Genomic DNA, 19,693 nt, shown 5'->3' on the forward strand with positions numbered 1-19,693 from the left:
GGCGCCGCCGCGGACCTAGACTGAAAGCACCATGTTCACGCCCCAGGTCGTCAAAGCCCCGACCAGCGCCGACGTCGCCCTCGCGGCCGGCGTCTCGCGGGCGACCGTCTCGTTCGTCCTCAACGACAAGCCGAACTCGCGGGTCTCCGACGACACCCGGCACCGCGTGCTGGAGGCCGCCCGCCTGCTCGGCTACACGCCGAACACCGCGGCACGCTCGCTTGCGAGCGGTGAGGCCGTCGCGGGGCTGCTGCACGCCGCGTCGGCCGCCGACCACGGCGCGACCGTCGAGCGCACCTTCGACCTGCTGCTGGGACGCACGGTGGACGACGGCGTCGACGCGCTGCGGCACGCCGACACCACCGTGGCAGGGGCCGAGGCCGGACAGCTCTGGGCCAAGCTCCGGCCGGAGGCGGTGCTCGCCGAGGCGGAGCGCTGCGACGCCGAGGCGATGGAGGTGCTGCGGCTCGCCGGAGTGCGGGCCCTCATCGTGCACGGCACCGAGCCGGTCGACTACGCCCCGTCGCTCGTCATCCCGCAGCGCCCGTTCGGCCGGGTGGCGATGGAAGCGCTGCTCGCGCTGGGCCACCGCCGGATCGCGGTGCTCGTGCCCTCCGCACCGTCCACAGCGGCGCGCGACCGCCTCGCCGGCGCCGAGGACGCCGCGCGGGAAGCCGGCGCAACGCTGACCGTCACCCACGGCGCCGGCACCGCACGCACGCTCCGGGACTGGGCGCACGGCCTGCGCTACGACCCGAACGCGCCGACCGCCGTGCTCGCCACCGACGACCGCCTGGCGATGGCCGCGATCCGCGCCCTGGCGGACACCGGCCTGCGCGTCCCGGACGACCTCTCCGTGATCGGGGCCGACGACCTGCCCGCCGGGGCCGAGTTCCTCCCCCGGCTCAGCACGGTGACCTTCGACGCGGACGCTCTGGCGACCGAGCTCGCGGACGCCTACGCGCGGATGCGTGCCGGGGAGCGGGTCGAGCGCGTCGACGCCCCGGAGGTGCACGCGGTGCTGCGGGAGTCCACCGCGGCGGCGCCCGCCCCTCGCTGAGGCCCGGCCGGGACGCGCCGCACTCTCCCTTCCCGATCGTTCAGCCTCCTCAAGCGCGCGCGCAGCCACGGCCCATAGCCTCTGACGGTGCCGATCCTCGCCTGGCTCTGTCTCCTCGTCGGAGCCCTCGCCCTCTTCCCCGCCGTGCGCTTCGTCGTGCGCGCCTGGAGGTTCCGCGCGGGACCGACGGTGCGGGTGGTGCTGATCTGCCAGCTGGCCGCCCTCGCGCTCCTCGTCGGCTGGGCCCTGCTCACTCCGCGCCCCGACCTGAGCGGCCCGGGATGGTTCGGGATCGCCCTCGCCGCCGTCGCCGTGCCGCTCGCGCTCGGCGACGCGATCCAGTCCGCGGGCGGTCTCCGGGTGCTCGCCGCGATGCTCACGGGCGCGACGGCGCTGGTCGGAGTCGGAATCGGCGTCCTCACCCTCGCCCCGACCGTTGCCACCACCTCGATCGCCGGCCAGACCATCCCGCTCACCGAGCAGAACCTGACGCACGGCGCGCAGCTGTCCTTCCACATCCCGCCGACGGCGTCCGGGTTCTCGGCCCGCGACGCCACACTCTTCGTACCGCCCGGCTGGCTGCGGAACCCGTCCACCACCCGGCCGATCGTGATGATGATGATGGGCGACCCGGGCAGTCCGACGGTCTTCGCCACCCTCGACGCGCTGTACACGCTCCCCCAGGAGCGGCTCGACGACGCTCCCTTCATCCTCGCCGTCGACCAGCTCGGCGGGCTGAACAAGAACCCGCCGTGCGCCAACTCGACCGCCGGCCGGATCGAGACCTACCTCTCCCGGGACGTGCCCAACTGGATCCGCTCGAACCTGCCCGTCAGCGATAACCGGTCGAACTGGGGCATCGCCGGATACTCGCACGGCGGCGAGTGCTCCGTCTACCTGGCCGCGAAGTACCCGGCCACGTGGTCGCATGTCATCTCGGTCGGCGGGCCGGACAAGCCGGGCGCGTACCGCTGGCAGGACCTCACCCTCCCGGTCTACTTCCACGGGAACCTGGCCGCGTACCAGAAGACCTGGCCCGCGAAGGTGCTGGCATCCACCCCGTACACCGTTCCCATGACGGCGGTCTTCATCGCCGGAAAGCTGGACGCCCAGTACAAGCCCGACGTGCAGACCAACGCGACGGCGGCCGAGAAGGCGGGCTGGCAGGTGACGTACTGGGAGGTGCCGGGCGCCGAGCACACCCGCGCCCTGGTGCCGGGGCTCGCGGCCGCGTACAACCAGTTCATCCCCGAGTGGATCGCCTCCGGCGCGATCCGCACGGACGACAGCCGGCTGCTCTGCTCCGACGACCAGACACCGCTGGAGTGCGGACTCACCCGGACGGCCGGGGTGGCCGGGACGTTCGCGATCCTCGACCTGTCGGTGCTCGCCGTGTTCCTCGCGGTGCAGTTGATGCTGTTCTTCGCGCGCCAGCAGCCGACGGACGCGGGCAGGCTGAGCGGCGCCGACGCGGCCGCCGCGCGCCCCCGCCACCGCCCGTCCGCCTACGAGCGGGACGCGTTCCCGGCGCGGGAGCGCTGAGCCGGGTCGGCCAGCGACCGTGACCAGGCCACCTCGCGCTCGAGCTGGCCGGTCTCCGTGAACAGGCGCACCTGCTGGGTCTGAGCGAGCACCCGCGCGAGCTCGTCGCGGCCGGCCGGAGCGAATCCCAGTCGCTGCCAGAACGGGCCGGATCGCCGGCTGAACAGCCACGCATGGTCGGCGCCGGCGCTCCCGGCCTCGGCGAGAGCGAACCGCGCGAGCCCGGTCCCCCGCCCGCGGGCGCGGTCCGTCTCGGCGACCGCGACGCTCCGGATCAGGGCGTCCCGTCCATCGGCACTGAGCTCGAACCCTGTGCTCCCGACGATCGCGCCGGTCGCGTCGCGTTCCACCCACAGCCGCACCGCGGGCGCGTCCAGCCCGCTCGTCGTCAGGTCCGCCGCACCGAGGAACGCGGCGAGCGCCGGCAGGTCGACGTCACGGATCCGTTCCAGGCGCATGCCTGTAGTCAACCAGCCGCGCCCCGCTCAGGCGGCGACGGCCTCCCGCGCCGCCGCGAACGCCGCGACGCAGCGCCGGATCTCGTCGTCCGTGTGCGCCGCCGAGAGCTGCACGCGGATGCGCGCCTTCCCTCGCGGGACCACAGGGAACGAGAACGCCGTCACGTAGACGCCGTGCTTCTGCATCTCGTCGGCGATGCGCGCGGTGAGCGCCGCGTCCCCGAACATGACCGGAACGATCGGGTGCTCGCCGCGCAGCAGCTCGAAACCGGCCTCCTCCATCAGCGAGCGGAACAGCCGGGCATTGCCCCCCAGTCGGGCGCGCAGGTCGTCGGACGACTCCAGGAGGTCCAGCGCCGCCAGCGTGCCCGCCACGATCGAGGGCGCGAGGGTGTTCGAGAACAGATACGGCCGCGAACGCTGCCGCAGCAGGTCGACGATCTCCTGCCGGGACGAGACGTAGCCGCCGGACGCGCCCCCGAGGGCCTTCCCGAACGTCCCGGTGTAGATGTCCACCCGGTCGGCGACGCCGCAGAACTCCGGCGTGCCGCGGCCGTGCTCGCCCACGAAGCCGACCGCGTGCGAGTCGTCCACGAACACCAGCGCGCCGAACTCGTCGGCGAGGTCGCAGATCTCGGCCAGCGGCGCGATGTAGCCGTCCATCGAGAACACGCCGTCGGTGACGATCACGGTGAACCGGGCGCCCGCCTCCTTCGCGGCGGTCAGCTGCGCGCGCAGGTCGGCCATGTCGCGGTTCTTGTAGCGGTAGCGCTGCGCCTTGGAGAGCCGGATGCCGTCGATGATCGACGCGTGGTTGAGCTCGTCCGAGACGATCGCGTCCTCGGCGGAGAACAGCGTCTCGAACACGCCGCCGTTGGCGTCGAAGCAGGACGAGAACAGGATGGTCGCCTCGGTGCCGAGGAAGGCGGAGACGCGGCGCTCCAGCTCGAGGTGCTGCTCCTGGGTGCCGCAGATGAAGCGCACGCTGGCCATCCCGTAGCCCCAGTCGTCCAGCGCCGTCTTGGCCGCGTCCCGGAGCGCGGGATGGTCGGCGAGACCCAGGTAGTTGTTGGCGCAGAAGTTGAGCACCTCGGCGCCGTCGGCCGTGATCAGCGCGGACTGCGGACCGTGGATGCTGCGCTCGCGCTTGGTGAGCCCCGCCTCCTCGATCTCCGTCAGCTGCGCGGCGATGTGATCGCGAAACGTCCCGTACATCAGAGCTCCGTCCAGTCGAGGATGACCTTGCCGCCGCCCGCCGCCGCGGCCGCGGCGAAACCCTTCTCCCACTCGCGCGCGGGGAAGCGGTCGGAGACGATCGAGGCGATCGCATCGTGCAGCGGCTTCGAGGTCTGCAGCATCGCGCCCATCGCGTTCCAGGTCTCGAACATCTCGCGGCCGTAGATGCCCTTCAGCGTCAGCATGTGCGTGACGACGATGCCCCAGTCGATCGCGATCTTCTGGCTCGGCAGGCCCAGCATCGCGATCCGGCCGCCGTGGTTCATGTTCTCGATCATCGAGGGCAGCGCCGCCGGGGCGCCGCTCATCTCGAAACCGACGTCGAAGCCCTCGCGCATCCCGAGCGCCTGCTGCGCCTCGTGGATGTCGTGCGTCGAGACGTCGACGGTGAAGTCGGCGCCCATCCCCTTTGCCAGCTCCAGCCGCTGCGTGCTGATGTCGGTGCCGACGATGAACCGCGCGCCGACATGCCTGGCCACGGCGATCGCCATCAGGCCGATGGGTCCGCATCCCGTGACGAGCACGTCCTCGCCGACGACGGGGAACGCGAGCGCGGTGTGCACGGCGTTGCCGAGCGGGTCGAAGATCGCGCCGACCTCCGGCTCGATGGAGGTGTGGTGCACCCAGACGTTCGTGGCCGGGAGCACGAGGTATTCGGCGAACGCGCCGTCGCGCTGCACGCCGACGCCCTGGGTGCGGATGCACATCTGCCGTCGGCCGGCGCGGCAGTTGCGGCAGGTGCCGCAGACGATGTGGCCCTCGCCGGAGACCCGGTCGCCCACCTCGACGTCGTGCACGAGCGGCCCGACCTCGACGACCTCGCCGAAGAATTCGTGGCCGGGGATGAGCGGAGCCTTCACCGCGGAGGCGGCCCAGTCGTCCCAGCGCAGGATGTGCAGATCGGTTCCGCAGATCCCGGTGCGCAGCACCCGGATCTTCACGTCCTCCGGCCCGATCTCGGGCTCCGGGACATCGACCAGGGACAGGCCTTCCGCGGCCTCGCTCTTGTACAGGGCTCTCATTCCGCCATCCTCGTGGGACTCGAATCGTGCATCGTCGCCGGCCGCCACCTGCGCCTCGTGAGCGTGGCGGCCGCGCACAACTCTACCCGCGAGCGGGCGCGATGCTCACGACGCGAGCGCCTCGACGACGGCCTTCGCCACGGCCTCGCTGGACTGCGGGTTCTGGCCGCTGATCAGGTTGCCGTCACGCACCACGTGGGAGGTCCACGGCGCGCCGGCCTCGACGATCGCGCCGCGCTCCCGCAGCGTGCTCGCGACGAGCCAGGGCGTGTTCTCGCCGAGGCCGCCGGTCAGCTCCTCCTCGTCGCTGAACACCGTCAGCCGGCGTCCGGCGAAGGCGAACGCGCCCGACGCGTCCACGGCGCTGAGCAGCCCCGCCGGTCCGTGGCAGAACGGCGCGATCACGGTTCCCGCCGCGTCCGCCGCCGTCAGGATCGCGCCGAGCTGCGCGTCGGAGGCGAGGTCGGCCATCGGGCCGTGGCCGCCGGGCAGCACGACCGCGTCGAAGGCGGCGACGTCGACCGAGTCCAGGGCGACGGGATGCGAGAGCGCCTCCTCGATGGAGCCGAGGTAGCCGCGGAGCTCGTCGGCCTTCTCCTTGCTGCCGACGTTCTCGACGGTCAGCGAGCCGGGGTCGACCGTGGGGACGCGGCCGCCGGGGGTCGCGATGGTGATGGTGTGGCCTGCGGCGGTGAGGTCGCGGTGGGCCACGACGAGCTCTTCCGCCCAGAACCCGGTCGCGTGTGCGGAGCCGTCGGCGAGGGCGAGGGAGTCGGCCGCGGTCACGACCATGAGGATGTTCGACATCGGTGATTCCTTTCGACGTCGATCATCGTGCTCCCTCCCGGCCCCCGGAGGTCATCGGAAATCCGATGGGCGCCCTCAGCGGATGAGCCGCCGGAGCTCCGCGGCCACGGCCCCGATCGCCGGGGTGGTCTGCGCCTCCCGGCCCCGCGTCGCGAGGTACAGCGTGTTCAGGGGTGCGACCTCCGGCTCGTCCAGGCCGACGAGGGTCCCGGCTGCCAGCGCGTCGGCCACCAGGTAGCGGGGCAGCACGGACATCCCGATGCCGGTAAGCAGCGCGTCCAGGATGCCGCGCAGGTCGGGGACGATCGCGACCGTGTGCAATGCGGTGGGGGGCCGGTCGAAGACGCTGCGCCAGTAACGGCGGACGATCGGCAGGTCCTCCGCGTATGCGACCAGCGGGATGCTCTCGAGCTGTGCTCCGCGCCAGCGGGGAGCGCCGACGAGCACGAACTCCTCGTCGTAGAACGGCACCGCGGCGATCCCGCGGCGCCGCGGAGGCACCGCGCTCACCACGACATCCACCGCGCCGGCCGACAGGCTCTCCAGCAGGTCGTCTGCCAGCCCGAAGACGAGCCGGATCGGTGCGTTCGCCGCATCCACCAGCCGACTGAGGTGCGGGACCACCATCACCGAGAGGATCTCCGCGGCACCCCCGACGTGGATGGTTCTGGACGCGGACGCGGCGCGGCCGGCCAGCGCGGCGGCGTCCTCCAGCGCATCCACGTGATCGGATACCTCGCGCGCCAGCTCGACACCCTTGGCCGTCGGCGTGACGCCCGTTCGCCCGCGCTCGAACAGGGGGATCCCGAGTGCCGTCTCGAGCGCCTGTACGTGACCGGAGACCGTCGCCTGCGAGACCCCGAGCAGCTGGGCCGCGCGGGTCAGGGAACCGGTCCTGAACACGGTCACGAAGGTGCGCAGGTGGTCGAGGCTGGGGCTCGGCATACGGTCACTGTAGCGAGGGAGACGCCCCGGGCTCCGGCGACGCCCTGCCGCGTTCCCCGCGCCGCCTGGCCTTCGCGCTAGAGTCCGAGCATGAAGCGCGCGCTCATCGTGATCGACGTCCAGAACGAGTACGTCACCGGGAACCTGAAGATCTGCCATCCCGACCTGTTCACGTCCATCCCGAACATCGAGGTCGCGTGCGACGCGGCGTCCGACCACGGCGTCCCGCTGGTGCTCGTCCAGCACATCGAGGACGAGGGCGCGCCGGTCTTCGCCCGCGGGTCGGAGGGCGCCGCGCTGCACGCGTCGGTCGCCGACCGCGAGCCGGCGCTGCTGGTGACCAAGTCGGAGGTGTCGTCGTTCGCCGGCACCGGGTTGGAGGCGTGGCTGCGCGAGAACGACATCGACACCGTCACGATCGCCGGGTACATGACCCAGCACTGCTGCGCGGGCACCGCCAGGGATGCGGCCGAGCTCGGCTTCACGGTCGAGTTCCTCTCCGACGCGACCGGGACGCTGGACCTCGTCAACGAGGCGGGGACCATCTCGGCGGACGCGCTGCACATCAGCGTCCTGGTGACGATGCAGTCCGGCTTCGCCGCGGTCGCCACCACAGAGGAGTGGACGCTCGCCGTCGAGACGGGCGGGGCGCTCCCCGTCTCGAACCTCTGGGACAGCACGCGGCACGGCCGCCACCCCGACAGGCACGCCGAGCTGCACAAGCTGATGCGGGACGTCCGCGCCGGCATCGACCGCGACATCGCGGCGGGCGAGGCGCACCAGTTCGCGAACACCCTCTACGTCGGGCAGGGCGCCTCCACGTCCCTCTGACGCCGCGCATCCACCCCTCGAACGCCGAGGGGAGCCGCGCGGCGGTCAGCGCTCGAGCGGGCGCCAGACCACGACCTGGTTGCTGCGGCGCACGCGTGTGCCGGCACGCAGCGAGACCACCTCGCCCTCCGAGCCCGCGGCGAAGACGCGGCGGCCCGGGCGGTTGAGCAGCTCGTCGGCGAGCGCGGACTCGAGTTCGCGCACGCGGTCGTGCAGCGCGCGCACGTTGTCCTCGAGCTCCAGGATGCGCCGGATGCCCTCCAGGCTGACGCCCTCCGAGCCGAGCCGTGCGATCTCCTGCAGCTTCTCGACGTCGCGCATCGAGTACCGGCGCGACTTGCCCGCCGTCCGGCCCGGGCTCACGAGCCCGAGCCGGTCGTACTGACGGAGGGTCTGGGGATGCATCCCCGCCAGCTCGGCCGCGATCGAGATCACGAAGACCTGGCTGTTCTCGTCCATGGTGCGCCTCGTCAGCTCCGCGCCTTGGCGAGCATGTCCTCGCGCGGGTTCTCGTCAGGGAGCGCGGCGGCGAACGCCTCCAGCGCCTCCTTCGCCTCCCCGGAGAGGTGCGACGGCACCGCCACCTGGACGACGGCGAGCAGGTCGCCTGTGCCCTTTGCGGTCTGGACGCCGCGGCCCTTCACCCGCAGCACGCGGCCGCTCGGGGTGCCGGGCGCGACGCGCAGCTTCACCGGGTCGCCGCCGAGCGTCGGCACCTCGATGGTGGCGCCGAGGGCCGCCTCCGCGAAGGTGACCGGCACGGTCACGCGCAGGTTCAGCCCGTCGCGCTCGAACACGGGGTGCTTGCGCACCGAGACGGTGAGGACGATGTCCCCCGCCTCCCCGCCGTCCGGGCTCGGCTGGCCCTTGCCGCGCAGCTTGATCTTCTGCCCGTCGGCGACGCCGGCGGGGATCTTCACCTTGATCGGCTTGCCGTCCGACGCCTGCAGGGTGATGGTCTCGCCCTTGGTCGCGGTGACGAAGTCGATCGTCGTGTGCGCGGTGACGTCACGTCCGCGGGTCGGTCCGCCGTAGCCGCGGTAGCCGCCGCTGGCGCTGCCGAACCTGCCGTTGCCGAACAGGCCGCCGAGCACGTCGTCGAAGCCGCCGTTGCCGCCCTGCTGGAACGTGTAGCCGCGGGCGCCGCCGGGCGCACCGCCGCCGAACATCCCGCCGAACACGTCGTCGAACCCGCCCTGGCCGCTGCTGCCGGGCGCGGTGAAGCGCGCCCCGGAGCCCATGGCCCTGATCTGGTCGTACTCCGCGCGCTCCTCGGAGTCGCTGAGCACCGAGTAGGCCTCGCTGATCTCCTTGAACTTCGCCTCCGCGGCCGCGTCGCCGGGGTTGGAGTCCGGGTGGTACTTGCGCGCGAGCTTGCGGTAGGTCTTCTTCAGGTCCGCGTCGCTGACGTCCTTGGAGACGCCAAGGACCTTGTAGAAGTCCTTGTCGAACCAGTCCTGGCTTGCCACGGCGCCTCCTCTCTCAGTCTGTGATGTTGTCCGTTGTCAAAGTCTGCATGTGTTTCCTCGCGCGAGGAGCGGCGGGATGCGCATCCCGCCGCTCCTCGTGCTCTCCGCCCCGGCTCAGGCCGGAACGGCGACGACCACCTTGGCCACCCGCACAGTGGTGGAGCCCAGCCGGTAGCCGGTCTCGACCACTTCGGCGACGGTGTCCTCCGTCACGCCGGGGGTGGGCTGCTGGAAGATCGCCTCGTGGATCTGCGGGTCGAAGGCGTCGCCCTTCTCGCCGTAGGGAGTGAGACCGAGCCGCTCGACCGCCGTGCGCAGCTTGGCCGCGATGGTCGCGAACCCGCTGCCCTCCGTCAGGTCGCCGTGCTTCTCGGCGCGCTCCAGGTCGTCGAGCACCGGGATGAGGCCCTTGACGGCGTCTCCGACCGCGCGCTCGCGCTCGATCTCCCGGTTGGCCTCGGTGCGCTTGCGGTAGTTCGCGTACTCCGCGGTGACCCGCTGGAGGTCGGCGAGCCGCTCCGCCGCGAGAGCGTCGGACGTGGTCTGGCCGGAGAGGATGTCGAGGTCGTCATCCGACAGGATGCTCGCCTCGTCCTCCGCGACCGGACCCACGTCCACCAGCTCCTCGTGCTCGAGGTCGTGCTCGGCGTCCTGAGGTTCCCGAACCTTGCCGGTCTCCGGGTCGATCCTCCGCTTGTCGCGGATGATCGGCTCTTCGCGTTCGGGCTCTTCCGGGCCCTGTCCGTCGCGGTTCTGGTCGCTCATGGTTACTTCTTCTCCTCGTCGTCGACGACCTCGGCGTCGATGACGTCCTCGTCGTCGGAGGACGCGGACTCGCCGCCCGCCTCACCGGCGTCGCCTGCGGGAGCCTCGGAGGCCTGAGCGGACGAGTAGATCGCCTGCCCCAGCTTCTGCTGGCTCTCGTTCAGCTTGTCGTACGCGGTCTTGACGGCCTCGTCGTCCTCGCCGGCCAGAGCCGCCTTGAGAGCGTCGACGTCGCCCTGGACCTCGTTCTTGACGTCCTCGGGGAGCTTGTCCTCGTTGTCCTTGATCAGCTTCTCGATCGAGTAGACGAGCTGCTCGGCCTGGTTGCGGGTCTCGGCGGACTCGCGGCGCTTCTTGTCCTCCGCCGCGTGCTCCTCCGCCTCGCGCACCATGCGCTCGATGTCGTCCTTCGGCAGGCTGGAGCCGCCGGTGATCGTCATCGACTGCTCCTTGCCGGTGCCCTTGTCCTTGGCGGACACGTGCACGATGCCGTTCGCGTCGATGTCGAAGGTGACCTCGATCTGCGGGATGCCGCGGGGGGCCGGGGCGATGCCGGTCAGCTCGAAGGTGCCGAGCGGCTTGTTGTCGCGGGTGAACTCGCGCTCGCCCTGGAAGACCTGGATCGCGACGGACGGCTGGTTGTCGTCGGCCGTCGTGAAGGTCTCGCTGCGCTTGGTCGGGATGGCCGTGTTGCGCTCGATGAGCTTGGTCATGATCCCGCCCTTGGTCTCGATGCCGAGGGACAGCGGGGTGACGTCGATGAGGAGGACGTCCTTGCGCTCGCCCTTGAGGACACCGGCCTGCAGGGCGGCGCCGACGGCGACGACCTCGTCCGGGTTCACGCCCTTGTTGGGCTCCTTGCCGGTCTCCTGCTTCACGAGCTCGGAGACGGCGGGCATACGGGTCGAGCCGCCGACGAGCACGACGTGCGCGATGTCGGACACCTTGATGCCGGCCTCGCGGATGACGTCCTGGAACGGCTTCTTGGTCCGGTCGAGGAGGTCGCTGGTCATCTGCTCGAACTGCGCGCGGCTGAGGGTCTCGTCGAGGTTGGCGGGGCCGTTCTCGGTGAGGGACAGGTACGGCAGCTGGATGCTCGTGCTCATCGAGGAGCTGAGCTCCTTCTTGGCCTGCTCAGCGGCCTCCTTGAGGCGCTGCAGCGCGATCTTGTCCTTGGAGACGTCGACGCCGGTCGAGTCCTTGAAGCGCTTGATCAGCCAGTCGACGATGCGCTGGTCCCAGTCGTCGCCGCCGAGGCGGTTGTCACCGGCGGTGGCGCGCACCTGGATGGTGGAGAAGTCGTCGTCCTTGCCCACCTCGAGGAGGGAGACGTCGAAGGTTCCACCGCCGAGGTCGAAGACGAGGATGAGCTCGTCCTCCTTGCCCTTGTCGAGGCCGTACGCGAGCGCGGCCGCGGTCGGCTCGTTGATGATACGGAGCACGTTGAGGCCCGCGATCTCGCCGGCCTCCTTGGTGGCCTGGCGCTCGGCGTCGTTGAAGTATGCGGGGACGGTGATGACGGCGTCGGTGACGGTGTCGCCCAGGTACTGCTCGGCGTCCCGCTTCAGCTTCTGCAGGATGCGCGCCGAGATCTCCTGCGCGGTGTACTTCTTGCCGTCGATCTCCTGGGTCTTCCAGTCGGTGCCCATGTGGCGCTTGACGGAGGCGATGGTGCGGTCGACGTTGGTGACGGCCTGGCGCTTGGCGGTCTCGCCGACGAGCACCTCGCCGTCCTTGGTGAACGCGACGACCGAGGGGGTCGTGCGGAAGCCTTCCGCGTTCGCGATGACCGTGGGCTCGCCGCCCTCGAGCACCGACACGACGGAGTTGGTGGTTCCGAGGTCGATTCCTACTGCACGGGACATGTGTGCTTTCTCTCCTTTGTTGCTGGCTTGTGGCCTGTGAAAGTCGGGGGTCAAGAGTTGAGTCCTGACGGCTCAAGCGTTGCACCCGTTGCGGGATGCTGTCAAGCCGTCAATCTCAAAACTTGAGTACACAGGGCTCAACTTTCGCAGCCGCGTCGCTATTCCGAGATTTGTGAGATTGTTCTAGTTGTAATAGAACTAGTTCGTGCTCATCCGCGTCCATCCCGCCAGCGAGACCCCGCTCTTCGCGCAGATCGCCGCCGGCGTCCGCGCGGACGCCGCCGCCGGTCGCATCGCCCCGGGGGACCGCCTCCCGCCGGCCCGCGAGGTGGCCGCCGGAATCGGCATCAACACGCACACCGTTCTTCGCGCCTACCAGGAGCTGCGCGACGAGGGGCTCATCGAGCTCCGCCGCGGCCGCGGCGCCATCCTGACCGAGGGCGCGCTGACACTGGTCGCCGTGCACCACGACATCCTCGAACTCACCGTCAAAGCTCGCGACGCCGGGCTCACCCCCGAGACGCTCGCCGCCCTCGTGAAGGAGATCGCCCATGGCCGCTCGTGACGCCGCCGTCCGCCGCTTCGTGCTCGTCTGCCTCGGCGTGCCCGCCGCGCTCACGGCCGCCGCCCTGGTCGTCCAGCTCCTCCTGCTCCCCTCGCTTCCCGACCCCGTCGCCACCCACTGGGGGCCATCGGGTGCTGCTGACCGGTTCGGACCGGCATGGATCACGCCGTTGATCACCGTGCTGGTCGGCCTGGGCGCGCCCGCTCTGATCGCACTCACAGCGCTGCCGGGGATGCGGCGCGGCGGCCGCGGCCCGAGCTACCGGTTCCTCGGCGCCTTCGCCCCGGCCGTGACGACCGTCGTCGCCGTGCTCGGGACCGGCACCCTGCTGCAGCAGGCCGGACTGCAGGATGCGCACGACGCCCCTGCCGTGTGGGCGCCGCTCGTCGCCGCGTTCGCGTGCGCGATCCCGGTCGGCGTCGCCTGCTGGTACCTGCAACCGGCGGTGGCGGCCCCGACCGTGCAGACGCAGCCGACCCGGCCGCTGCCCCTCGCTGGCACCGAGCGCGCGGTGTGGCTCGGCGAGACGAGCATCCAGCCCGTCGGCGGCGTGCTGATCGGGGCGGCGACCGTGATCATCATCGTGGCGGCCGTTGCGACCTGGCTGTTCGGCGACCAGCCGGGCGCGGCGTGGGCGCTGACCGCGATCGCGCTGCTGCTGCTGGCCCTCGCCGCCTGCACGCTCGTCTTCCGGGTGCGCGTCGACGCCTCCGGGCTCACGGTCTCCTCGATCGCCGGGTTCCCGCGGTTCCACGTGCCGCTGCAGCAGATCGCATCGGCCAGGGCGACGACCGTCGAGCCGATGGGCGAGTTCGGTGGCTGGGGCATCCGCAGCGGCCTCGACGGCCGGTTCGGCATCGTGCTGCGGCGCGGCGCCGCCCTGGAGGCGGAGCGGACGGACGGACGGCGCTTCGTGGTGACCGTCGCGGGTGCCGACACCGCCGCCGCACTGCTGCAGGCCCTCGTCGAGCGCGACCGGAGCGCGGCCGGCAGCTGACCCGCGGCGACCGGCTGGATGCACCAGCACCGAGTGACTGCGGCGTCAGGGAACGACTGCCCCCGCGCGCCCGGGCGCAAACATGACGGGACACCGCAGTCGCAGGGTGAGGGCACAGTCGAGGACCGGCTCCCGCTATCGTCGGGCAGATGCGCAACAACGAGTATCACGGCACGGACTTCTACTGCGAGGTCGCCATCCCCGGGCTCGAACCATTGGACATCGTCCACGAGGACGACACGATTCTCGCGTTCCACCACACGCGTCCCTACTGGGAGACGCACATCGTCGCTGTGCCGAAGAGGCACATCGCGTCGTTCACGTCGCTGGGCGCCGCCGATACGGACGATGCCCGATGCCCTGGCGCTGTTCGCCGTGGTCCAGCGCATCGCGCGCGAGGTCGAGACGACGACGGGCGCTGCGTGCGTCGAGACCAACCTCGGCGAGTACCAGGACTCGAAGCACCTGCACGTGCACGTCCACTCGGGCGCGCGGCTCCGCTGACGCGACGGTGCCCGAGCGGTCAGCCGAGGCCGGCGCCCTCCGCGGGGGCCGACGCCGGGTCGGGCAGGCGGCGCATCCGGAGGGCGTTGCCCGCGCCGAGCAGGCCGGCGATCAGCGGGATCAGCAGCGCCACCTGCAGGGCGATCGGCCGCGCGTCCGTATTGATGCGGACGACCTCGGCGCGCACCGCGGGCGTCTCCCCGGCCAGCTGCTTCTCGAGCTGCGTGTTCGACATCACCTGCGCATCTTCTTCGAGCACCGTCGCGACCTGCTGCTTGTCGTCGGCGGGCAGCACCGTGCTCGCCTGCGCCATCGAGGTGAAGGTGAAGGCGAGCGTCGCCAGCATGATCGCGCCGGCGAACGCCAGGCCGAACGACAGGCCGAACGACCCGGCCGCCGAGTTCACGCCCGCCGCCTCGCTGACCCGCTCGTCGCTGATCGGGGAGAGGGTGTAGTTGTTCAGCTGCGAGACGAGCAGGCCGAGGCCGCATCCCGCGATGATGAGGGGGATGGTCAGGAACCAGCCGCTCGTGGCGATCGGCACCAGCGGGAGGATGATCGCGATGCCGAGCACGGCGAGCAGGAACCCCCACAGGATCAGGTCCGCCGGCCGCCGCTTGACCGCGCGCCCGGCCAGCAGCGCCACCACGAACATGCTGAGCGACAGCGGGGCGATCGACAGACCCGCCTGCAGCGCGTTGTACTCGAGCACCATCTGCAGGTAGATCGGCAGCGCGATCATCGTCCCGCCGAGCGCGACCTGCTGGAGCAGCTGGCCGCTCACCCCCGTGCGGAACAGCTTCGAACGGAACAGGTCGGGGTCGATCAGCGTGGCCCGCTCCCTGCGCTTGCGCGACCGCAGCCAGAAGACGAGGGCCAGGAGCCCGGCGACGCCGACCAGGATCAGCAGAAGCACGTACTCGCCGCCCTCTTGCCAGACCAGGATGCCGGTCACGATGCCGCCCATCCCGATCACGGAGAAGAGTGCGCCGACCAGGTCGATCGAGCGCGAGCCGGTGTACGGCACATCCTTCACCAGGCCGATGCCGGCCAGCACGATCGCGATGATGACGGCCTCGCCGAGGAAGCCGACCCGCCACGACAGGAACGTGGTGACGACGCCGCCGATCAGCGGTCCGACCGCGGCCGCGATCGCCGCGGACGCGCCGACCAGCGCGTACACCCGCTTCTGGTGGGCGCCCTCGAAGTTCCCGTGGATGAGCGACTGCATCGCGGGCAGCAGCAGGGAGGCGCCGATCCCGCCGATGACCGCCCAGAAGATGATGATGGCGACCAGGTTCTGGGCCAGCGTCATCGCGATCGCCCCCACCGCGTAGCCGAGCAGGCCGAGGATGTAGGCGAGCTTGCGCCCGATGAGGTCGCCGGTCTTGCCGCCGATGAGGATGAACGCCGCCGAGACCAGCGCCTCCAGCGCGATGGCGCTCTGCACGCCGCTGACGGTGGTGTGCAGGTCGCGCACCACGGCCGAGATCGACACGTTCATCAGGGACGTGTCGACCACGAGCACGAACATCGCCATCGCCAGCAGGATGGCGAGCCGGAAGTTGAATGGCGCCGCAGCGCCGCCGCCGCTCATGCGCACAGGAAAGCACATCCCGCACCATTTGGCGCTCCCGGATTCACACCGGTCGCACAACACCCCTCGCTAGCGTTGAACGCATGGAACCGGATCCCGCGCCCCTCCTGTCGACCCGGGCGATCGAGGCGCTCCAGCGCATCGATCCAGCGACGTTGAGCGAGGTGCAGGCGTTCCGGGACGACTTCGCGCGGTTCATCATGCCGTACAAGTTCGGCATCGACGAGGTGTCGACGAAGGTGTCCATCCTGCGCGAGGAGTTCGCGGAGCTGCACGACTACAACCCGATCGAGCACATCGCCAGCCGGCTGAAATCGGCGGAGAGCATCGAGCAGAAGGTGATCCGCAAGAACTGCGAGCCGTCGTTCGAGGCGATCAGGGATGCGATCACCGACATCGCAGGCGTGCGGATCATCTGCTCGTTCGTCTCCGACGTGTACCGCGTCTTCCAGCTGCTGACCGCGCAGGAGGACATCAACGTCCTTCGCGTGAAGGACTACATCGCGCATCCGAAGCCCAACGGCTACAAGAGCCTGCACGTGATCGTGGAGGTCCCGGTGTTCCTGAGCGACGGTCCCGTCCGGGTGCCCGTCGAGGTGCAGCTGCGCACGGTCGCGATGGACTTCTGGGCGAGCCTCGAGCACAAGATCTACTACAAGTACGAGGGCGAGGTGCCGGAGGAGATCCTCCGCGACCTCACCGCCGCCGCGGGCACCGCCGCACAGCTGGACGTGAAGATGGAGGACATCCACCGCCAGGTCCGCGGCGACGGCGGCAGCCAGTACGCGCTGCCGATCTCGGTCTAGTCCCGGACGTGCTCCCGTAGCCACGCGGTGACGGGCTCACTCGCGCGCAGGAACGCGGCGACGTGGTCCGCGGCCTCGGGCGTCCCGAACCAGTCGGGGATGCCCCAGTCCTCCCACGTGACCAGCCCCTTGTAGCGCAGCAGTCCGATGCGGGGATGGCCGGCGTCGAAACCGCGCGGCGTCGTCTTCAGCGCGTCGGAGATCTCGATGCCGTGCCCGGCGTCGGCGACCGCCTGCAGAGCGGCCTCGAGCGCAGCGCCGCTCAGCGGAGCATCCACCGCCCTGCGGTAGCGCACGAGCTGCTCGCGGTCGAAGACGTAGACGCCGGCGCCGGCCGCAAGTCCCTCGGCGGAGACCTGGACGTACCCGCCGCGCTCGAATGTCATCCCCGCGTGCAGCTTGTACGGCGACTTGTCGGCGGAGAATCGCACGTCCCGGTACGGCCGGAACAGCTTCCCGGCGCCGAACTCGCCTTCGAGCTGCGCGGCGAGCTCGTGCATCGGCGCGACCACCCGCGCCTCGTACCTGTCGCGGTTCGCGAGCCAGAACGCGCGGTCGTTGCTCAGCGTGAGCTCGCGGTAGAACGCGACCGCGTCCTCGTCGAAGCCGGTGAACGCCATGCTCCGATGCTACGGCCCGGTGACCTCGACCTCGCAGTGGTAGCTCGGGTTGACGACGCCTCCGGCCTCGTACCACGCGGCCTTCAATTCGTAGCGGCGCGGGACGTTGTCCTCACGCGGCGCCTGATCGAGGGCGTTCTTCCATGCGTCCTCGAACCCGGTCGTCGAGGTTCCCGTGACCTTCATCGTGCGTCCTCCTCCCGTCGCTCCCCCGGGAGCGAGCACGGCCGCACGATACGCCGCCGCCCGCGCGCGCGGCAATGGGCCCGCAGGCCGCCGCGCCCGCCTCGCCGCGCCCGCGCCGCCACGCCCGCCGCGCCCGCGGCGTCACGTTCACCGCCCGTTCCCCGCGCGGCCCTACGCTGTCCCCATGACCACCGAAAGACCGGCGGGCGGCGACGGCGACGCCCTCGTGACCGCGGCCAGCCCGCTCTTCGCCGACAGCACGACGGACCGCCGCATCCCCCGCGGCTGGGTGGTCTCGTGGGCGCTGTGGGACTGGGGCGGCGCGGCGTTCAACGCCGTGATCACGACCTTCGTGTTCACCGTGTACCTCACCGGCAGCCTGTTCATCGAGCCGGCCCTCGTCGCCGCGCGCGACGCGGAGACCGATCCGCACGGTCCGGCCCACGCCGCGGTGACGGCGGCCGAGGCGCCGCTGTCCAGCGGCCTCGGCTGGGGTCTCGCGATCGCGGGGATCATCGTCGCGATCCTTGCCCCGGTGCTCGGCCAGCGCACGGACGGCTCCGGTCGGCGCAAGCTCTGGCTCGGCATCAACACCGGCGCCGTGGTGGTGGCCACCGCGCTGATGTTCTTCGTCGCCGGCGCCCCCGGCTACTTCCTGTTCGGCGTGATCCTCGTCGCGATCGGCACCATCTTCTACGAGATCGCGACGGTCAACTACAACGCGATGCTCGTGCAGGTGTCGACGCCGACGACGGTCGGACGGGTGAGCGGCTTCGGCTGGGGCGCGGGCTACCTCGGCGGCATCGTGCTCCTGCTCATCGTCTACTTCGGCCTGGTGACGGACAACGCGGACGGCACCGGCGGCCTGCTGCACGTCAGCCAGGCGGCGGGGCTGAACATCCGCATCATCGCGCTGATCGCCGCCGTCTGGACGCTGGTGTTCTCGCTCCCGGTGCTGCTGGTCGTGCCGGAGATCTCGCGGAACGCGCGCACGCCGCGCGTCGGCTTCTTCGCGTCCTACGGCGTTCTCGTGCGCGACATCGGGCGGCTGTGGAAGGAGAGCAGGAACACGGTGCTGTTCCTCATCGCCTCCGCACTGTTCCGGGACGGGCTGGTCGGCGTGTTCACATTCGGCGGCATCCTCGCGCAGGGCACCTTCGGCTTCTCGAGCGGGCAGGTGATCATCTTCGCGATCGCGGCGAACGTGGTGGCCGGCGTCAGCACACTGGTGTCGGGGCGCCTCGACGACCGGTTCGGCGCGAAGCCGGTGATCGTGACCTCGCTCGTCGGACTCGTCGTCGCCGGACTTGCGGTGTTCTTCCTGCACGATGTCGGCGCGACGGCGTTCTGGATCTTCGGGCTGGTGCTGTGCCTCTTCGTCGGGCCCGCCCAGTCGGCGAGCCGCACCTTCCTGATGCGCGTGACGCCGGCCGGGCGCGAGGGCGAGGTGTTCGGGCTCTACGCGACGACGGGACGCGCGGTGTCGTTCCTGGCGCCGCTGCTGTTCGCGACGTTCGTCGCGCTAGGCGGCGCGCAGTTCTGGGGCATCCTCGGCATCGTCCTCGTCCTGCTCGCCGGCCTGCTCCTCCTTCTCCCCGTCCGCTCCCCCAAGTAAGCCCGGGCAACCCCCGAGTACGCGGATCCTCTGCGTACTCGACGGTTATCGGGCGACTTTCTGCGTACTCGGCGGTTACGCGCGGGGCCAGGCGCGGACGAAGCGGTCGAAGAGGTCGGCGAAGGTGCGCGCCTCGTCCGGGGTGAAGTCGGCGAGCGCGGACTCGACGGCGGAACGCCGGTGCGACTGGACCTCGCCGAGCTGGGAGCGCCCGGCCGCGGTCAGCTGGATGAGGGCACGGCGGGCGTCCGACGGGTCGGGGACGCGGCGGACGAGTCCGCGCTCGACGCCCTCCTGCACGAGGCGGCTGGCGCGGGGCTGGTCGACGCCGATCGCCTCGGCGAGCGAGCTGACCGACAGGTGGCGGTCCTCGGCCTCGGCCGAGGCCAGCGCCTCCAGCATGCGGAAGCGCGCGAACCGCCCCAGCGACCCGTCCCGCCCGCGGCGACCGGGCCCCGGACGGGCGGAGTCACCGAACGGGCCGCCCCCTCCGGTGCGGGCATCCTCCGTAGGATCCGCCGCGCCGTCCGCTCCGTAGTGGTCGTGCCCGCGCCCGTCGTGGTCACCGTGCCCGTGCGCGTGCGGCCCCATCCCACGACCGCCCCACGGGCCGCCGTGCCCCGGCCCACCGGAACCGGGCCAGCCCGGGCCGCCGCCCCAGGCCGGCGGCCGCCGCCGCGACTGATCGCGCCGCACCGCGACGAGCGAGCGCTCGATCATCGCCACCACGTCCGCTGCGGGCGAACCGCCGTTCGCTTGACTCTCGTCATTCATACATGTAACTATACATCTACTTGTAACAG

Annotated in this window: 21 protein-coding genes and 1 pseudogene; 9 read left to right on the plus strand and 13 right to left on the minus strand. The window is 71.1% G+C overall.

Annotation, left to right across the window (positions count from 1 at the left end; translation table 11 throughout):
- The first annotated feature begins 31 nt into the window (after positions 1–31).
- Positions 32–1,060: a LacI family DNA-binding transcriptional regulator gene (locus tag AAME72_RS05550; protein ID WP_348789245.1), complete on the plus strand. Its 1,029-nt coding sequence runs from the start codon at positions 32–34 to the stop codon at positions 1,058–1,060.
- Positions 1,061–1,147: 87 nt separating this feature from the next.
- The gene (locus AAME72_RS05555; RefSeq protein WP_348789246.1) at positions 1,148–2,602 is read left to right on the plus strand and encodes an alpha/beta hydrolase-fold protein; all 1,455 of its coding nucleotides are present in this window, start codon (positions 1,148–1,150) and stop codon (positions 2,600–2,602) included.
- Here AAME72_RS05555 and AAME72_RS05560 read toward each other — a convergent pair.
- The 5 genes from AAME72_RS05560 to AAME72_RS05580 all read right to left on the minus strand — a co-directional run bounded on the left by AAME72_RS05560 (position 2,566) and on the right by AAME72_RS05580 (position 7,070).
- Complete coding sequence (locus AAME72_RS05560) at positions 2,566–3,060, minus strand: GNAT family N-acetyltransferase (RefSeq protein WP_348789247.1); 495 nt, start codon at positions 3,058–3,060, stop codon at positions 2,566–2,568. The two genes, AAME72_RS05555 and AAME72_RS05560, sit on opposite strands and share 37 nt — an antisense overlap.
- 27 nt (positions 3,061–3,087) lie before the next feature.
- A complete protein-coding gene (locus AAME72_RS05565; protein WP_348789248.1) occupies positions 3,088–4,275 on the minus strand; it encodes a glycine C-acetyltransferase in 1,188 nt (395 codons plus the stop codon).
- The gene (gene tdh, locus AAME72_RS05570) at positions 4,275–5,318 is read right to left on the minus strand and encodes an L-threonine 3-dehydrogenase (protein WP_348789249.1); all 1,044 of its coding nucleotides are present in this window, start codon (positions 5,316–5,318) and stop codon (positions 4,275–4,277) included. The genes AAME72_RS05565 and tdh overlap by 1 nt, the downstream gene beginning before the upstream one ends.
- 105 nt (positions 5,319–5,423) lie before the next feature.
- Positions 5,424–6,125, minus strand: coding sequence for a type 1 glutamine amidotransferase domain-containing protein (locus AAME72_RS05575; protein ID WP_348789250.1), 702 nt, complete (start codon positions 6,123–6,125; stop codon positions 5,424–5,426).
- A 75-nt stretch (positions 6,126–6,200) separates the two neighbouring features.
- Entirely contained in the window at positions 6,201–7,070 is an 870-nt protein-coding gene (locus tag AAME72_RS05580; protein ID WP_348789251.1) for a LysR family transcriptional regulator, read from the minus strand.
- Positions 7,071–7,160: 90 nt separating this feature from the next.
- Between AAME72_RS05580 and AAME72_RS05585 the strand changes: the two genes are divergently transcribed.
- The gene (locus AAME72_RS05585; RefSeq protein ID WP_348789252.1) at positions 7,161–7,901 is read left to right on the plus strand and encodes a cysteine hydrolase family protein; all 741 of its coding nucleotides are present in this window, start codon (positions 7,161–7,163) and stop codon (positions 7,899–7,901) included.
- Between the two features lie 45 nt (positions 7,902–7,946).
- Here the strand turns inward: AAME72_RS05585 and AAME72_RS05590 are convergent, their stop codons facing one another.
- The 4 genes from AAME72_RS05590 to dnaK form a co-directional block, all read right to left on the minus strand.
- Positions 7,947–8,360, minus strand: a complete 414-nt coding sequence (locus AAME72_RS05590; protein ID WP_348789253.1) for a MerR family transcriptional regulator — start codon at positions 8,358–8,360, stop codon at positions 7,947–7,949.
- Positions 8,361–8,371: 11 nt separating this feature from the next.
- Positions 8,372–9,370, minus strand: coding sequence for a DnaJ C-terminal domain-containing protein (locus tag AAME72_RS05595; RefSeq protein WP_348789254.1), 999 nt, complete (start codon positions 9,368–9,370; stop codon positions 8,372–8,374).
- Between the two features lie 114 nt (positions 9,371–9,484).
- Positions 9,485–10,135 carry a nucleotide exchange factor GrpE gene (locus AAME72_RS05600; protein ID WP_348789255.1) on the minus strand — a complete coding sequence of 217 codons (651 nt, stop codon included), beginning with the start codon at positions 10,133–10,135 and terminating at the stop codon, positions 9,485–9,487.
- A 2-nt stretch (positions 10,136–10,137) separates the two neighbouring features.
- On the minus strand, positions 10,138–12,000 hold the full coding sequence (dnaK, locus tag AAME72_RS05605) for a molecular chaperone DnaK (RefSeq protein WP_348789256.1): 1,863 nt from the start codon (positions 11,998–12,000) through the stop codon (positions 10,138–10,140).
- A 205-nt stretch (positions 12,001–12,205) separates the two neighbouring features.
- On the opposite strand from dnaK, the gene AAME72_RS05610 reads away from it, so the two are divergent.
- From AAME72_RS05610 to AAME72_RS05625, 4 genes and pseudogenes are all read left to right on the plus strand, one after another.
- On the plus strand, positions 12,206–12,565 hold the full coding sequence (locus AAME72_RS05610) for a GntR family transcriptional regulator (protein ID WP_348789257.1): 360 nt from the start codon (positions 12,206–12,208) through the stop codon (positions 12,563–12,565).
- Positions 12,552–13,562 carry a DUF1648 domain-containing protein gene (locus AAME72_RS05615; protein ID WP_348789258.1) on the plus strand — a complete coding sequence of 337 codons (1,011 nt, stop codon included), beginning with the start codon at positions 12,552–12,554 and terminating at the stop codon, positions 13,560–13,562. Before AAME72_RS05610 ends, AAME72_RS05615 begins: the two co-directional genes overlap by 14 nt.
- A gap of 149 nt (positions 13,563–13,711) precedes the next feature.
- Positions 13,712–13,843: pseudogene (locus AAME72_RS05620) on the plus strand (hypothetical protein); the annotation flags it as partial.
- Between the two features lie 67 nt (positions 13,844–13,910).
- Positions 13,911–14,066 carry a hypothetical protein gene (locus tag AAME72_RS05625; RefSeq protein WP_348789259.1) on the plus strand — a complete coding sequence of 52 codons (156 nt, stop codon included), beginning with the start codon at positions 13,911–13,913 and terminating at the stop codon, positions 14,064–14,066.
- A 19-nt stretch (positions 14,067–14,085) separates the two neighbouring features.
- Here AAME72_RS05625 and AAME72_RS05630 read toward each other — a convergent pair whose 3' ends face one another.
- On the minus strand, positions 14,086–15,663 hold the full coding sequence (locus tag AAME72_RS05630) for an MFS transporter (protein WP_348789260.1): 1,578 nt from the start codon (positions 15,661–15,663) through the stop codon (positions 14,086–14,088).
- 83 nt (positions 15,664–15,746) lie between these two features.
- On the opposite strand from AAME72_RS05630, the gene AAME72_RS05635 reads away from it, so the two are divergent.
- A complete protein-coding gene (locus AAME72_RS05635; protein WP_348789261.1) occupies positions 15,747–16,469 on the plus strand; it encodes a GTP pyrophosphokinase family protein in 723 nt (240 codons plus the stop codon).
- Here AAME72_RS05635 and AAME72_RS05640 read toward each other — a convergent pair.
- Both AAME72_RS05640 and AAME72_RS05645 read right to left on the minus strand, forming a co-directional pair.
- Positions 16,466–17,089 carry a DUF2461 domain-containing protein gene (locus AAME72_RS05640; protein ID WP_348789262.1) on the minus strand — a complete coding sequence of 208 codons (624 nt, stop codon included), beginning with the start codon at positions 17,087–17,089 and terminating at the stop codon, positions 16,466–16,468. The two genes, AAME72_RS05635 and AAME72_RS05640, sit on opposite strands and share 4 nt — an antisense overlap.
- A 9-nt stretch (positions 17,090–17,098) precedes the next feature.
- A complete protein-coding gene (locus AAME72_RS05645; RefSeq protein ID WP_348789263.1) occupies positions 17,099–17,275 on the minus strand; it encodes a hypothetical protein in 177 nt (58 codons plus the stop codon).
- Between the two features lie 184 nt (positions 17,276–17,459).
- On the opposite strand from AAME72_RS05645, the gene AAME72_RS05650 reads away from it, so the two are divergent.
- A complete protein-coding gene (locus tag AAME72_RS05650; protein WP_348789264.1) occupies positions 17,460–18,890 on the plus strand; it encodes an MFS transporter in 1,431 nt (476 codons plus the stop codon).
- Positions 18,891–18,965: 75 nt separating this feature from the next.
- Here the strand turns inward: AAME72_RS05650 and AAME72_RS05655 are convergent, their stop codons facing one another.
- Complete coding sequence (locus AAME72_RS05655) at positions 18,966–19,664, minus strand: MarR family winged helix-turn-helix transcriptional regulator (protein ID WP_348789265.1); 699 nt, start codon at positions 19,662–19,664, stop codon at positions 18,966–18,968.
- Between the last annotated feature and the right edge of the window lie 29 nt (positions 19,665–19,693).

It is taken from the genome of Leifsonia sp. NPDC080035 (assembly GCF_040050925.1).
GTDB lineage: Bacteria > Actinomycetota > Actinomycetes > Actinomycetales > Microbacteriaceae > Leifsonia.